The organism is Serratia sp. K1WW1 (assembly GCF_055790865.1).
The window spans coordinates 5,042,878-5,058,304 of the sequence record NZ_CM147697.1 but is presented as its reverse complement, the minus strand read 5'-3'; the positions used below and the strand labels follow the sequence as shown (position 1 = coordinate 5,058,304).

The window sequence follows — 15,427 nt, the reverse complement described above, 5'->3', positions numbered from 1 at the left end:
GGTGGCCGATCGTAATTTGCGCGATTTACTCGCTCCGTGGGTGCCAACGGCACCCGAGCGCGCGCTGCGGGAAATGATATTAGACAGCCGTATTGCGGCTGCCGGGGATCTGTTTGTCGCCGTAGTTGGCCATCAAACGGATGGACGCCGCTATATTCCGCAAGCCATCGCCCAAGGGGTTGCCGCCGTTATCGCTGAAGCGGAAGGCGAAGCTGAAGACGGTAAAATTTGCGAAATGCACGGCGTGCCGGTGATTTACCTGAGCCAACTTGGCCAGCGCCTGTCCGCATTAGCCGGGCGTTTCTACCATCAGCCTGCCGAACGTCTTCGTCTGATTGGCGTGACCGGGACTAATGGCAAAACCACCACCACCCAACTGTTAGCCCAGTGGAGCCAACTGTTGGGTGAAACTGCCGCCGTGATGGGCACCGTGGGCAACGGTTTGTTAGACCAGGTTTGCCCAACGGAAAATACCACCGGTTCTGCCGTCGATGTGCAGCACGTGCTTAACGATCTGGCGCAGCAAGGGGCCACCTTGGCCGCGATGGAAGTCTCCTCTCACGGCCTGGTGCAACACCGCGTGGCGGCTTTACCCTTTGCCGCAGCCGTATTCACCAACCTGAGCCGCGATCACCTTGATTACCACGGTGATATGGCCAGTTACGAAGCGGCCAAATGGTCACTGTTTGCCAACCACGACGTTGGTCAGGCAATCATCAACGCCGACGATGAAGTCGGGCAGCGCTGGCTGGCAAAATTGCCGGATGCTGTGGCCGTCACCATGCAGAACAATTTACAGCCAGGCTGTCATGGCCGCTGGCTGAAAACCACCGCGGTGGATTATCACGATAACGGTGCCACCATCCACTTCAGCTCAAGCTGGGGCAACGGCGAGATCGAAAGCCGCCTGATGGGGGCCTTCAACGTCAGTAACCTGATCCTGGCATTGGCGACGCTGCTGTCACTCGGTTACCCGTTTGAGAAGCTGGTTAACACGGCCAATCAACTGCAGCCGGTCTGTGGCCGGATGGAAGTCTTCAATGCGCCAGGCAAGCCGACGGTGGTGGTGGATTATGCCCACACTCCGGATGCGCTGGAAAAAGCGCTGGAAGCCGCTCGCCTGCATTGCCAAGGGCAACTGTGGTGCGTGTTTGGCTGCGGTGGCGATCGTGATAGAGGTAAGCGCCCACTTATGGGTGGCATTGCCGAGCAGTTTGCCGACCGGGTGGTGGTCACGGATGATAATCCGCGCACCGAAGAACCGCAGACGATCATCAAGGATATTCTGGCCGGGCTGCTGGATGCCGGGCATGTGCAGGTGATCCACGGGCGCGCCGAAGCCGTGACCAGCGCCATCATGCAGGCTAAAGAGCAGGATGTGGTACTGGTGGCGGGTAAAGGCCACGAGGATTACCAACTGGTGGGCAACCGCCGTCTGGATTACTCCGATCGCACCACCGTCGCACGTTTGTTGGGGGTGTTGGCATGATCCCGGTCTCGCTTCAGACGCTGGCAGCGGTATTGAATGCCGAGCTGATCGGCACCGACTGCATCATTACCGAAGTGACGAGGGATACTCGTCAGGTCACTGCGGGTTGCCTGTTTGTGGCCCTGAAAGGCGAGCGTTTCGATGCTCACGACTTTGCCGCCGATGCTGTCGCCGCTGGCGCAGGTGCTTTGCTGGTAAGTAAGCGCTTATTGGTGGAGGCTCCGCAACTGGTGGTGAAAGATACCAGTCTGGCACTGGGGCAGTTTGCTGCCTGGGTACGTCAGCAGGTGCCAGCCAAAGTGGTGGCGCTGACCGGTTCATCGGGCAAGACCTCGGTGAAAGAGATGACCGCGGCCATTTTACGTGAATGTGGCGAAGTGCTGCATACCGCCGGGAATTACAATAACGAGATCGGCGTGCCGCTAACGCTGCTGCGTTTAGAGCCGCAGCATGATTTTGCGGTGGTGGAGCTGGGTGCCAACCATATCGGTGAGATTGCCTATACCACCGCCTTGGCGCAACCGCAGAGCGCGCTGGTGAATAATCTGGCCGCTGCCCATCTGGAAGGTTTTGGCTCACTGGCAGGCGTTGCGCAGGCCAAGGGCGAAATCTTTGCCGGTTTACCGGCGGATGGCGTTGCGATCCTCAACGCTGATAGCAACGACTGGCCGCATTGGCAGGCGCAGTTACAGGGCAAGACAGTCTGGCGTTTTTCTCCCCAGGCTGCGGAATCAGTGGATTTCTTTGCCAGCGATATCCAGGTGAAAGGGAGCGTGACTCACTTCACCCTGCACAGCCCGTTTGGCACGGTGGCGATTGAGTTGCCATTGCCGGGCCGCCATAACGTGGCCAATGCGTTGGCAGCAGCAGCACTGGCGATGTCGGTTGGCGCTACGCTGGCCGCCGTGAGTGCAGGCTTGCAACAGCTTCAGGCAGTGCCAGGGCGTTTGTTCCCGATCGCCTTGGCGCAAGGCAAGCTGTTGCTCGATGACAGCTATAACGCCAACGTCGGCTCCATGACGGCAGCAGCGCAGGTGCTGGCAGAAATGCCGGGTTATCGCGTGATGGTCGTTGGCGATATGGCCGAATTGGGCGCCGAGGCCGAAGAGTGTCATCGTCAGGTGGGTGAGGCTGCCCGTCTGGCCGGTATTGATAAAGTCATCAGCGTGGGTGGGCTGAGCCAGGTCTTGAGCTCCGCCGCCGGTAACGGTGAACATTATCAGGATAAAACAGCAGTGACCGCGCGCGTAGCGGAACTACTCTCAGCACATGCGGTAATTACCGTGTTAATCAAAGGGTCACGTAGTGCCGCAATGGAGCAGGTAGTACGCGCGTTACAGGAGAAAGCACCATGTTAGTTTGGCTGGCCGAACATTTGGTCAAATATTACTCAGGCTTCAACGTCTTTTCCTATCTGACGTTCCGGGCCATTGTCAGCCTGCTGACCGCGCTGTTCCTTTCCCTGTGGATGGGGCCGAAGGTGATCAAACGCCTGCAGGAAATGTCCTTTGGTCAGGTAGTGCGTAATGACGGGCCAGAATCGCACTTTAGCAAGCGCGGCACGCCGACCATGGGCGGCATCATGATCCTGACCTCCATCACCATTTCGGTGCTGATGTGGGCCTATCCGTCCAACCCTTACGTGTGGTGCGTGCTGTTTGTACTGGTGGGTTACGGCATCGTCGGCTTTGTCGATGACTATCGCAAAGTGGTGCGCAAAGATACTCGGGGGTTGATCGCACGCTGGAAATATTTCTGGCAATCGGTGATTGCTCTGGTTGTGGCCTTTGCCATGTATGCCGTAGGAAAAGACACGCCAGCCACCGAGCTGGTTGTGCCGTTCTTTAAGGACATCATGCCGCAGTTGGGCTTGCTGTACGTGGCGTTGGCATACTTCGTGATTGTTGGCACCAGCAACGCGGTCAACCTGACCGATGGGCTGGATGGCCTGGCAATCATGCCAACCGTGTTTGTGGCGGCGGGTTTCGCGCTGGTGGCCTGGGCGACTGGTAACATGAACTTCGCCAACTACCTGCATATTCCGTATCTGCGTCATGCCGGTGAGTTGGTCATCGTTTGCACCGCGATTGTCGGGGCCGGTTTAGGTTTCTTGTGGTTTAACACCTACCCGGCTCAGGTGTTTATGGGCGATGTGGGTTCACTGGCACTGGGCGGCGCGTTGGGCACCATCGCCGTGCTGCTGCGCCAGGAGTTCTTGTTGCTGATCATGGGCGGCGTGTTCGTGGTTGAAACGCTGTCGGTGATCCTGCAGGTGGGATCGTTCAAGCTGCGCGGGCAACGTATTTTCCGCATGGCGCCGATCCACCATCACTATGAATTGAAAGGCTGGCCAGAACCACGGGTGATCGTGCGCTTCTGGATTATTTCGCTGATGCTGGTGCTGATTGGCCTGGCGACGCTGAAGGTGCGCTGATTATGGTGGATTATCAGGGTAAAAAAGTGGTCATCATCGGGTTGGGCCTTACCGGCCTTTCCTGCGTTGATTTCTTTATGACCCGTGGCGTGACGCCGCGGGTTATGGATACCCGTATTTCGCCGCCGGGCCTGGATCAACTGCCCGAGAGCGTTGAACGTCATCTGGGTTCTCTGAACCAGGAATGGTTACTGTCTGCGGATTTGATTGTGGCTAGCCCAGGAATGGCATTAGCGACTCCGGCTTTGAGCGCTGCCGCCGATGCCGGGGTTGAGATCGTCGGTGACGTTGAGCTGTTCTGCCGTGAAGCCCAGGCGCCAATCGTGGCGATCACCGGTTCCAACGGCAAGAGCACCGTCACCACGCTGGTGGGCGAAATGGCCAAGGCCGCCGGTTGGGCCGTGGGCGTTGGGGGCAATATCGGCCTGCCAGCGCTGAGCCTGCTGCGCCAGGAGTGCCAGCTGTACGTGCTGGAGCTGTCGAGCTTCCAATTGGAAACCACTCACAGCCTGCATGCCGCCGCGGCCACCATTTTGAACGTGACCGAAGATCATATGGATCGCTATCCATTTGGCTTGCAGCAATACCGTGCCGCCAAATTGCGCGTCTATGAAAATGCCCAAGTCTGCGTAGTGAATGCGGACGACGCGCTGACCATGCCGGTGCGCGGTGCCGATGAGCGCTGCGTCAGCTTTGGTGCCGACGTGGGGGACTACCATCTCACCCGCCAGCAGGGTGAAATCTGGCTGCGGGTGAACGGTGAGAAAGTCCTCAACACCAGCGAGATGAAGCTCACCGGTCGCCATAACTTTACCAATGCGTTGGCCGCCCTGGCCCTGGCAGATGCAGTCAAGCTGCCGCGTGCGTCCAGCCTGAAAGCGCTGACGACTTTTACCGGCCTGGAGCACCGTTTCCAACTGGTGTGGGAACACAACGGCGTGCGCTGGATTAACGATTCCAAAGCCACCAACGTCGGCAGCACCGAGGCGGCGCTGAACGGCCTGCAGGTTAAGGGCACGCTGCATCTGCTGTTGGGCGGTGATGGCAAGTCTGCGGACTTCTCGCCGCTGGCGCGCTATCTGCAAGGTGACAACGTTCGCTTGTACTGCTTTGGCCGCGATGGCGCACAGCTGGCACAGCTGCGTCCGGAAGTCGCCACGCAGACAGAAACGATGGAGCAGGCGATGCAGGCCATTGCCCGCCAGGTGACATCAGGCGATATGGTGCTGTTGTCACCGGCCTGCGCCAGCCTGGATCAGTTCCGTAATTTTGAAGTGCGTGGCAACGAGTTTGCCCGTCTGGCACAGGAGTTGGGCGGATGAGACTCCGGGTGCCGACGTTCGGCCTGACCAACAAGCTGAAAGACTGGGTGATGGGATCGCGTGAAAGCGATACGAGCAGCATGGTGCTGTATGACCGTACCCTGCTGTGGCTGACCTTCGGTCTGGCGATTGTTGGTTTCGTGATGGTGACGTCGGCCTCGATGCCTATCGGCCAGCGCCTGGCAGAGGATCCGTTCCTGTTTGCCAAGCGTGATGCACTTTACCTTGGTCTGGCATTCGGCCTGTCGCTGGTGACACTGCGTATCCCGATGGCCGTTTGGCAGCGCTATAGCAACGTTATGCTGCTGTTATCGATAGTCTTGTTACTGGTGGTGCTGGTGGTTGGCAGCTCGGTAAACGGGGCTTCACGCTGGATTTCTCTGGGCCCGTTGCGTATCCAGCCCGCTGAGTTATCCAAGCTGTCGCTGTTTTGCTACCTGGCAAGCTATCTGGTGCGCAAGGTGGAGGAAGTCCGCAGCAACTTCTGGGGCTTCTGTAAGCCAATGGGCGTGATGGTGGTGCTGGCGGTGCTGCTGCTGGCCCAGCCGGATTTGGGGACGGTGGTGGTGCTGTTTATCACCACGCTGGCGATGCTGTTCCTGGCCGGGGCAAAGATGTGGCAGTTCCTGGCGATCATCGGATCGGGCGTGTTTGCCGTGGGGCTGCTTATCATCGCAGAACCTTACCGTATGCGCCGCGTGACTTCGTTCTGGAACCCATGGGCCGATCCGTTTGGCAGTGGTTACCAGCTAACCCAGTCGCTGATGGCGTTTGGCCGCGGCGAGTTCTGGGGGCAAGGGCTGGGCAACTCGGTACAGAAACTCGAGTATTTACCCGAGGCGCATACCGACTTTATCTTCTCCATTTTGGGCGAAGAACTGGGCTATATCGGTGTGGTTTTCGCCCTGTTAATGGTATTCTTCGTCGCTTTTCGCGCCATGTCGATCGGCCGCAGGGCGTTGGAGATAGACCAGCGATTTTCCGGTTTTCTGGCGTGTTCGATCGGTGTCTGGTTCAGTTTCCAGGCATTGGTGAACGTCGGTGCGGCAGCGGGGATGTTGCCAACCAAAGGCTTGACCTTGCCACTGATAAGTTACGGTGGCTCGAGCCTGATCATTATGTCGACGGCGATCGTGCTGTTGCTGCGAATTGATTATGAAACGCGCCTGACCAAAGCGCAGGCGTTTGTGAAGAGGTAGCGGATGAGCGGTAAAGCTAAGCGTTTAATGGTGATGGCAGGCGGTACCGGCGGGCACGTGTTTCCGGGGCTGGCGGTCGCGCATCATCTGATGGCGCAGGGCTGGCAGGTTCGCTGGCTCGGCACCGCAGACCGAATGGAAGCCGATCTGGTGCCAAAGCACGGGATCGAGATTGATTTTATCCGTATCTCCGGGCTGCGTGGCAAAGGCCTAAAAGCTCAGTTGACTGCACCGCTGCGTATCTGGCAGGCGGTGCGTCAGGCGAAAGCGATTATGCGCAGCTATCAGCCGGACGTGGTGCTGGGGATGGGCGGTTACGTTTCCGGCCCTGGCGGTTTGGCCGCCTGGCAGTGTGGTATCCCGGTGGTGCTGCATGAGCAGAACGGCATTGCGGGCCTGACCAACCGCTGGCTTTCCAGGATCGCCAAGAAAGTATTGCAGGCGTTTCCTGGTGCGTTTCCGAATGCGGACGTCGTGGGTAACCCGGTGCGTACCGATGTGTTGGCGCTGCCGTTACCTGCCGAGCGGCTGAATGGGCGTGAAGGGCCAATCCGCGTGCTGATTATCGGCGGTAGCCAAGGTGCACGCGTGCTGAATCAGACAGTTCCTGAAGTCGCCGCGCTGCTGGGCGATAGAATAGTCCTCTGGCATCAGGTAGGTAAGGGCGCATTGCCAACGGTACTGCAAGACTACGAGAGGGTAGGGCAGACCGGGCACAAGGTGACCGAATTTATTGATGATATGGCAGAGGCCTACGCTTGGGCGGACGTGGTGGTGTGCCGTTCTGGCGCGCTGACCGTCAGCGAAGTGGCGGCGGCGGGATTACCGGCCATTTTTGTGCCGTTCCAGCACAAAGATCGCCAGCAATACTGGAACGCGCGTCCTCTGGAAGAGGCCGGTGCGGCTAAGATTATCGAACAGCCGCAGTTTACTGCCGATGTCGTGGCGGAACTGCTGGCAAGCTGGGATCGCCCAACGCTGTTGACGATGGCCGAAAAGGCCCGCGCGGTAGCGATCCCGGATGCAACAGAACGCGTGGCGGCAGAAATTATTCGTGCAGCCCTGTAAGGCCGTAGGGGTTACCCCTGTTGAGCTAAATCGAACCTGATAGATAGAGAAGTGATGAATACACAACAATTGGCGAAACTACGTACTTTCGTGCCCGAGATGCGACGCGTCCGGCACATCCACTTTGTTGGCATCGGTGGTGCCGGCATGGGTGGTATCGCCGAGGTGTTGGCCAACGAGGGTTATCAGATCAGCGGTTCCGACCTGGCGCCGAACCCGGTCACCCTGCAGTTGAGCGAGCTTGGGGCAACGATTTACTTCCATCACCGCCCGGAAAACGTGCTGGATGCCAGCGTGGTAGTGGTTTCGACCGCTATCCCGGCAGACAACCCGGAGATCGTCGCAGCCCGTGAGGCGCGCATTCCGGTGATCCAGCGGGCAGAAATGCTGGCCGAGCTGATGCGCTATCGCCATGGCATTGCCATCGCCGGTACGCACGGCAAAACTACCACCACGGCAATGGTGTCCAGTATTTACGCCGAAGCCGGTCTTGACCCAACGTTTGTTAACGGTGGGCTGGTGAAGGCGGCGGGTACCCACGCGCGTTTGGGTTCTAGCCGTTACCTGATTGCGGAAGCGGATGAGAGCGATGCGTCGTTCCTGCATTTGCAACCGATGGTGGCGATTGTCACCAACATCGAAGCCGACCATATGGATACCTACCATGGCGACTTCGAGAATTTGAAGCAGACGTTTATCACCTTCCTGCACAACCTGCCGTTCTATGGTCGTGCGATAATGTGCATTGACGATCCGGTCGTGCGTGAGTTGTTGCCGCGCGTGGGTCGCCATATCACCACCTACGGCTTTAGCGAGGATGCGGATGTGCGCATCGAGAGCTATAGCCAGATCGGGCCGCAGGGGCACTTTACCCTGAGCCGTCAGGATAAGCCGTTGATGACGGTGACCCTGAATGCACCGGGCCGCCATAACGCCTTGAACGCGGCGGCGGCGGTTGCCGTGGCGACGGAAGAAGGCATTGCCGACGAAGCCATTCTGCGTGCGTTGGCCGGTTTCCAGGGAACGGGGCGTCGCTTCGATTTCCTGGGGGAATTCCCACTGGCAGCGGTGAACGAAAAACAGGGTAGCGCCATGTTGGTGGACGATTATGGCCACCACCCAACGGAAGTGGATGCGACCATCAAGGCCGCGCGTGCCGGTTGGCCAACCAAGCGGGTGGTGATGATCTTCCAGCCGCACCGCTACACCCGTACTCGCGATCTGTATGACGATTTCGCCAACGTGTTATCGCAGGTTGATGTGTTGCTGATGCTGGATGTCTATCCGGCGGGTGAAGCTCCGATCCCTGGTGCTGATAGCCGTAGCCTGTGCCGTACCATTCGCAATCGCGGCAAACTGGATCCGATCCTGGTGTCCGATGCGGATACCGTGCCAACGCTGTTGGCGCAGCTGTTGCAAGGAGACGACCTGGTGCTGGTGCAAGGGGCTGGCAATGTCGGTAAAATCGCGCGCCGGCTGGCTGAACTAAAACTGCAACCACAGATCAAAGAGGAGGATCATCATGGCTGATAAAGTCGCCGTATTGCTGGGTGGTACCTCCGCAGAACGTGAAGTTTCACTGCAATCTGGCGCGGCCGTGCTGGCCGGGTTGCGAGAAGCGGGTATTGATGCGCATGGTATCGACACCCGTGACTTCCCTGTCACCGAGTTGAAAGCGCAGGGGTTCACCAAAGTGTTCATCGCGCTGCACGGGCGTGGCGGTGAAGATGGTACATTGCAAGGCCTGCTGGAGTTTTTGCAGTTGCCTTATACCGGCAGCGGCGTGATGGCCTCGGCGCTGACCATGGATAAATGGCGCAGCAAAATGGTGTGGCAGTCGATGGGGCTGCCGGTGGCACCTTACGTGGCGCTGAGCCGCCGTCAGTATCTGGGCGACGATCGGCAAAGCCAACTGGCTGCCATTGAAGCTTTGGGATTGCCGCTGATTGTGAAGCCAAGCCGCGAAGGTTCCAGCGTGGGCATGAGCAAAGTGGCCGAACGCGCAGCCCTGGAAGGGGCGTTGGAAGAAGCTTTCCGTCATGATGAGGATGTGCTGGTAGAGAAATGGCTCAGCGGTCCGGAATACACCGTGGCGATCCTGGGCGATAAGGTGCTGCCTTCCATCCGTATTCAGCCCGCTGGCGTGTTTTACGATTACAAGGCCAAATATATTTCCGACGATACGCAGTATTTTTGCCCGAGCGGCCTGGATGCACAGCAGGAAGCCGCTATGGCTGCGCTGGCACTGCGCGCTTACCGTGGGCTGGATTGCAGCGGCTGGGGGCGTGTTGATGTCATGCAAGACAGCGATGGCAGCTTCTACCTGCTGGAGGCGAATACCTCGCCGGGCATGACCAGCCACAGCCTGGTCCCGATGGCGGCCCGGCAGTCCGGATTAACTTTCTCGCAGTTGGTTGCGGGAATTCTGGCGTTGGCTGACTGAGATGTCGCAAGCGGCTCTGAATGCACGCGATCGCGAGGCGGATAACGGCCCACGCCGCAGCAATGGCACCCAGCTGGCAGGGATAATTTTTCTGCTGATGGTGTTAGGCACCATCCTGTGGTGCGGCTGGGTAGTGGTAGGTTGGATGCAAGATGCCAGCCGTCTGCCGCTCTCAAGGCTGGTATTGACCGGTGAACGCCATTTCACCACTAACGACGATGTTCGCCAGGCGATCTTGGCTTTGGGAGCACCGGGCACCTTTATGACGCAGGATGTGGACATCATCCAGCAGCAGATCGAGCGTCTGCCGTGGGTCAAGCAGGCCAGCGTACGTAAACAGTGGCCGGATGAGCTGAAAATCCACCTGGTGGAGTATGTCCCGGTGGCGCATTGGAATGATTTGCACATGGTTGATGCCGAGGGCAAGTCGTTCAGCATTCCGGCGCAGCGTTTGGGCAATCAGAAATTACCGTTGCTCTATGGTCCGGAAGGCAGCGAACAGGATGTTCTGGAAGGTTACCGCGCGATGAACGGCGTGCTGGCAGCCAGCAAGTATCAGCTTAAGATGGCGTCCATGACGGCCCGCCATTCGTGGCAGTTGGCTTTGGATAACGATGTTCGGCTGGAACTGGGACGTGACGATCGCATGGGCCGCTTGCAACGCTTCATCGGGCTTTATCCGGTGCTGTTGCAGCAGGCGCAGGCGGAAAACAAGCGCGTCAGCTATGTCGATTTACGCTATGACTCCGGTGCCTCAGTCGGCTGGGCTCCGGCGTTTATCGACCCGCAGGCAGCCATGGGCGATCGACCAAACAGTAATCAGCAACAGAATCAGGCACAGGCAAAACAACAATGATCAAGTCGACGGACAGAAAACTGGTAGTTGGACTGGAGATCGGTACCGCAAAAGTCTCCGCATTGGTGGGGGAAGTTTTGCCCGATGGCATGGTCAACATTATCGGGGTGGGCAGTTGCCCGTCTCGCGGTATGGATAAGGGTGGCGTTAACGATCTGGAGTCGGTAGTCAAGTGCGTACAACGCGCTATCGACCAGGCCGAACTGATGGCGGATTGTCAGATTTCTTCGGTTTACCTGGCCTTGTCGGGTAAGCATATCAGCTGTCAGAACGAGATCGGGATGGTGCCGATCTCCGAAGAGGAAGTGACGCAGGAAGACGTGGAGAACGTGGTGCATACCGCCAAGTCGGTGCGTGTGCGCGACGAACACCGCATCCTGCACGTTATCCCTCAGGAATACGCCATCGACTATCAGGAAGGCATCAAAAACCCGGTTGGGTTATCCGGCGTGCGTATGCAGGCCAAGGTGCACCTGATCACCTGCCATAACGATATGGCCAAGAACATTGTCAAAGCAGTGGAACGTTGTGGTCTGAAAGTGGACCAACTGATTTTCGCCGGTCTGGCCGCCAGCTATGCGGTGCTGACCGAAGATGAGCGCGAGCTCGGCGTCTGTGTGGTAGATATCGGCGGGGGCACCATGGATATGGCGGTGTATACCGGCGGTGCTCTGCGCCACACCAAAGTGATCCCTTACGCCGGGAACGTGGTCACCAGCGATATCGCCTACGCCTTCGGCACACCGCCGACCGACGCGGAAGCGATTAAAGTTCGACACGGTTGTGCACTTGGGTCGATTGTTAGCAAGGATGAAAGTGTTGAGGTTCCTAGCGTGGGGGGAAGGCCTCCTCGGAGTCTGCAAAGACAGACATTGGCTGAAGTGATTGAGCCGCGCTATACCGAACTGTTGAATCTGGTTAACGATGAAATATTGCAATTGCAGGAGCAACTGCGTCAGCAAGGGGTGAAGCATCATCTGGCAGCGGGTATTGTGCTGACCGGCGGTGCCGCCCAGATTGATGGCCTGGCAGCCTGTGCGCAACGGGTATTCCATACCCAGGTACGCATCGGCCAACCCTTGAACATCACGGGTCTGACGGATTACGCGCAAGAGCCTTACTATTCTACAGCGGTCGGGCTACTGCACTATGGAAAAGAGTCTCACCTGAGCGGTGAGGCAGAAGTAGAAAAACGCGCCTCGGTGGGCAATTGGTTTAAACGCATCAATAGCTGGCTGAGAAAAGAGTTTTAATGTTTAGACAAAGAGATCATGCGGAAGTAATTTTATGATCTCGCAGCGACAGGCACAAAACGGAGAGAAACTATGTTTGAACCAATGGAACTAACCAATGACGCGGTGATTAAAGTCATCGGCGTCGGCGGTGGCGGTGGCAATGCCGTTGAACACATGGTGCGCGAGCGCATCGAAGGTGTTGAATTCTTCGCCGTTAATACAGACGCTCAGGCACTGCGTAAAACGGCAGTTGGCCAAACCATCCAGATTGGTAGCGGTATTACCAAAGGTCTGGGTGCAGGCGCGAACCCGGAAGTGGGTCGTAATTCAGCGGAAGAAGACCGTGAAGCCCTGCGCGCCGCCCTGGAAGGTGCAGACATGGTCTTCATCGCGGCCGGCATGGGTGGCGGTACCGGTACCGGTGCTGCGCCAGTGGTGGCAGAAGTCGCAAAAGATCTGGGTATTCTGACCGTGGCCGTGGTGACCAAGCCTTTCAACTTTGAAGGCAAGAAGCGCATGGCATTCGCGGAGCAGGGTATCGCCGAGCTGTCCAAGCACGTGGACTCGCTGATCACCATCCCGAACGACAAGTTGCTGAAAGTTCTGGGCCGTGGCATCTCTCTGCTGGACGCGTTCGGCGCGGCCAACGACGTGCTGAAAGGCGCGGTGCAGGGTATTGCCGAACTGATCACCCGTCCGGGCCTGATGAACGTCGACTTTGCTGACGTGCGCACCGTGATGTCCGAAATGGGCTACGCGATGATGGGCTCTGGCGTTGCCTGTGGCGAAGACCGTGCCGAAGAAGCGGCGGAAATGGCGATCTCCAGCCCACTGCTGGAAGATATCGACCTGTCCGGCGCCCGTGGCGTGCTGGTCAACATCACCGCTGGCTTCGACCTGCGTCTGGATGAGTTCGAAACCGTGGGTAACACCATCCGTGCTTTCGCTTCCGACAATGCGACCGTGGTAATTGGTACCTCGCTGGATCCGGAAATGAACGACGAACTGCGCGTGACCGTAGTTGCGACCGGTATCGGTATGGACAAACGTCCTGAAATCACTCTGGTAACCAATAAACAGGCCAGCCAGCCAGTGATGGATCACCGTTACCAGCAGCATGGTATGTCACCGCTGCAGCAGGAAGTGAAACCTGCCGCCAAGGTGGTGAACGATCAGAGCGCGCAACCAAACAAAGAGCCTGATTATCTGGATATTCCGGCCTTCCTGCGCAAGCAGGCAGATTAGGAATAAGCTGATAATTTGGAATCTCCGCTCTTTGTGCTAAACTGTCCCGCCGGCCTTGCTGTATGCTGGGCTGGTTGGATTGATAACATTGCGAGATAAAACGATGATCAAACAAAGGACATTAAAACGTATTGTTCAGGCGACTGGTGTCGGTTTACATACCGGCAAGAAAGTCACGCTGACAATGCGCCCAGCGTCGGCTAATACCGGGGTCATCTATCGTCGCACTGACTTGAATCCACCGGTTGATTTCCCGGCTGATGCAAAATCCGTGCGTGATACCATGCTCTGTACTTGCCTGGTGAATGAGTCAGACGTGCGTATTTCCACCGTTGAGCATCTTAATGCTGCGTTGGCGGGCTTGGGTATCGACAACATCATTATTGAAGTTGACGCTGCCGAAATCCCGATCATGGACGGTAGTGCCAGCCCGTTTGTCTATCTGTTGCTGGATGCCGGCATCGAAGAGCTGAACTCGGCGAAGAAATTCCTGCGTCTGAAAGACACCGTACGCGTTGAAGATGGCGACAAGTGGGCAGAGCTGTCCCCGCATAACGGGTTCCGCCTGGACTTCACCATCGACTTCAACCACCCGGCGATTGATGCCAGTACCCAACGCTATCGTCTGGATTTCTCAGCCGATTCGTTCGTACGCCAAATCAGCCGTGCGCGTACCTTCGGTTTCATGCGTGATATCGAGTATCTGCAGTCCCGTGGCCTGGCCCTGGGCGGCAGCTTCGATTGCGCGATTGTGGTGGATGACTATCGTGTCCTCAACGAAGACGGCCTGCGCTTCGAAGACGAATTCGTACGCCACAAAATGCTGGATGCCATCGGCGATCTGTTCATGTGCGGCCATAACATCATTGGCGCGTTCACCGCGTACAAATCAGGCCATGCGCTGAACAACAAGCTGCTGCAAGCCGTGCTGGCGAAACAGGAAGCTTGGGAATTCGTGACATTCCAGGATGAAGCCGAAATGCCGTTGGCATTCAAGGCTCCGTCAACCGTACTGGCCTAAGCTGCCAAGACGTCAATTACTTATCACGACCGGTCTCGTTGGCTCTCTCTCCTGCCAACGCGGCCAGTCGTTCTAATATCTTGCGTAATTTTTCTGGGCTCTGCGCCGCCAATCCCCGTAATGCATCCGCACTTTCCAGGCTCAAATGACGCATAGGCACCTCTGCTTGCTGGCCATTTTCCGTGCTTTTGCCGTGGTTTTGTACCTGGCTGCTGCCTTTTGCCATCAACGAGGGATTAATCCTGATGTCGATTGAAGACAAAGATGGTAGAATTTGCGCTCGTAGTGCGGATAGCAGGCTGGGTTGTTCATAGCGTAAGCGCATCATCCAACTGGCATTGGCGGTTTCCAGCACTAAAATACCCTGTCTGAAGTTGGCGACACGGCACCAAGGGTGCAATTGAGCGGGCAATAACCCCTTCACGGCACGATTGAGTTTCAGTAGCGCGGTAGCGCGTTGCTGAACGTTATGCAGCGGTCCTTTCTCTGTTGCAGACGCGTCGTCAAACAGGATATCTAATAATTGTGGACGGCTATCGCGCATAATGGGCTCCGGCGGATAATAAACACGTGATCGGTATTCTAAATCGTTGGCGACAATTTGGCAGACGTTATTTCTGGCCTCATCTCCTGTTGGGGATGGTAGCGGCTACGCTTGGCGTACCGCAAAATCTGTCCGGCACCGTCGATCAAAGCGCATTACCGAGCACCTCGTCCAGTCTTAACCGGCAAAATTCCGCCAGTCATGCCTTCAACAGCCTGGCGTTACTGCAAGAAGTGCATCGTCGCCCAACGTTTAACGTTGATTACTGGCACCAGCATGCGCTTCGAACCGTCATTCGTCACCTCTCTTTTGCTCTGGCACCTCAGGCCGTCTATGCCCGCGTGCAGGAAGCGGAGGCCGTTGCGGTTGAACCTCCATTACAGGTGGCTCAGCTTGCCCTGCTCTCCACGCTCAATGCGCTACTGACGCACGAGCCAAAACCACCCACTATCATTCGTGATACCCATCACCCCATCGTTCCTTCTTTGGCGCAGCATCAGGCCGGGCTGTGGCTCGCTCAGGTGCAAGGTATTCGCGCCGGGCCTGTAGCCCTCGGCTAATCTTTGCCCTC

At 57.4% G+C, this 15,427-nt stretch carries 14 protein-coding genes; 13 read left to right on the top strand and 1 reads right to left on the bottom strand.

What is annotated here, in order from left to right; genetic code table 11:
- Position 1 precedes the first annotated feature (1 nt).
- The 12 genes from murE (at position 2) to lpxC (ending at position 14,312) form a co-directional block, all read left to right on the top strand.
- Positions 2-1,489, top strand: coding sequence for a UDP-N-acetylmuramoyl-L-alanyl-D-glutamate--2,6-diaminopimelate ligase (gene murE / locus ACX9GU_RS22885; protein ID WP_473193032.1), 1,488 nt, complete (start codon positions 2-4; stop codon positions 1,487-1,489).
- Positions 1,486-2,847, top strand: coding sequence for a UDP-N-acetylmuramoyl-tripeptide--D-alanyl-D-alanine ligase (gene murF, locus ACX9GU_RS22880; RefSeq protein ID WP_473193031.1), 1,362 nt, complete (start codon positions 1,486-1,488; stop codon positions 2,845-2,847). The genes murE and murF overlap by 4 nt, the downstream gene beginning before the upstream one ends.
- Complete coding sequence (gene mraY / locus ACX9GU_RS22875; protein ID WP_021179322.1) at positions 2,841-3,923, top strand: phospho-N-acetylmuramoyl-pentapeptide-transferase; 1,083 nt, start codon at positions 2,841-2,843, stop codon at positions 3,921-3,923. The genes murF and mraY overlap by 7 nt, the downstream gene beginning before the upstream one ends.
- A gap of 2 nt (positions 3,924-3,925) precedes the next feature.
- The gene (gene murD, locus ACX9GU_RS22870; RefSeq protein WP_473193030.1) at positions 3,926-5,245 is read left to right on the top strand and encodes a UDP-N-acetylmuramoyl-L-alanine--D-glutamate ligase; all 1,320 of its coding nucleotides are present in this window, start codon (positions 3,926-3,928) and stop codon (positions 5,243-5,245) included.
- Positions 5,242-6,444, top strand: coding sequence for a cell division protein FtsW (gene ftsW / locus ACX9GU_RS22865; RefSeq protein WP_024483527.1), 1,203 nt, complete (start codon positions 5,242-5,244; stop codon positions 6,442-6,444). The genes murD and ftsW overlap by 4 nt, the downstream gene beginning before the upstream one ends.
- A 3-nt stretch (positions 6,445-6,447) precedes the next feature.
- Complete coding sequence (murG, locus tag ACX9GU_RS22860; RefSeq protein WP_473193029.1) at positions 6,448-7,512, top strand: undecaprenyldiphospho-muramoylpentapeptide beta-N-acetylglucosaminyltransferase; 1,065 nt, start codon at positions 6,448-6,450, stop codon at positions 7,510-7,512.
- Between the two features lie 54 nt (positions 7,513-7,566).
- Positions 7,567-9,042 (top strand): UDP-N-acetylmuramate--L-alanine ligase, encoded by a 1,476-nt coding sequence (gene murC / locus ACX9GU_RS22855; RefSeq protein WP_473193028.1) that lies wholly within the window; start codon positions 7,567-7,569, stop codon positions 9,040-9,042.
- Complete coding sequence (locus tag ACX9GU_RS22850) at positions 9,035-9,955, top strand: D-alanine--D-alanine ligase (RefSeq protein WP_473193027.1); 921 nt, start codon at positions 9,035-9,037, stop codon at positions 9,953-9,955. The genes murC and ACX9GU_RS22850 overlap by 8 nt, the downstream gene beginning before the upstream one ends.
- Position 9,956: 1 nt before the next feature.
- Positions 9,957-10,811 carry a cell division protein FtsQ gene (gene ftsQ / locus ACX9GU_RS22845; protein WP_166734086.1) on the top strand — a complete coding sequence of 285 codons (855 nt, stop codon included), beginning with the start codon at positions 9,957-9,959 and terminating at the stop codon, positions 10,809-10,811.
- Positions 10,808-12,064 (top strand): cell division protein FtsA, encoded by a 1,257-nt coding sequence (gene ftsA, locus ACX9GU_RS22840; protein ID WP_004950148.1) that lies wholly within the window; start codon positions 10,808-10,810, stop codon positions 12,062-12,064. Before ftsQ ends, ftsA begins: the two co-directional genes overlap by 4 nt.
- Positions 12,065-12,136: 72 nt before the next feature.
- Positions 12,137-13,291, top strand: a complete 1,155-nt coding sequence (gene ftsZ / locus ACX9GU_RS22835; protein WP_024483522.1) for a cell division protein FtsZ — start codon at positions 12,137-12,139, stop codon at positions 13,289-13,291.
- A gap of 103 nt (positions 13,292-13,394) precedes the next feature.
- Positions 13,395-14,312: a UDP-3-O-acyl-N-acetylglucosamine deacetylase gene (gene lpxC / locus ACX9GU_RS22830; RefSeq protein ID WP_021179330.1), complete on the top strand. Its 918-nt coding sequence runs from the start codon at positions 13,395-13,397 to the stop codon at positions 14,310-14,312.
- A gap of 16 nt (positions 14,313-14,328) precedes the next feature.
- Here the strand turns inward: lpxC and ACX9GU_RS22825 are convergent, their stop codons facing one another.
- On the bottom strand, positions 14,329-14,856 hold the full coding sequence (locus ACX9GU_RS22825; protein WP_024483521.1) for a DUF721 domain-containing protein: 528 nt from the start codon (positions 14,854-14,856) through the stop codon (positions 14,329-14,331).
- A gap of 26 nt (positions 14,857-14,882) precedes the next feature.
- Here ACX9GU_RS22825 and secM point away from each other — a divergent pair, with 26 nt between their 5' ends.
- Entirely contained in the window at positions 14,883-15,416 is a 534-nt protein-coding gene (gene secM / locus ACX9GU_RS22820; RefSeq protein ID WP_473193026.1) for a secA translation cis-regulator SecM, read from the top strand.
- The last annotated feature ends 11 nt before the right edge of the window (positions 15,417-15,427 follow it).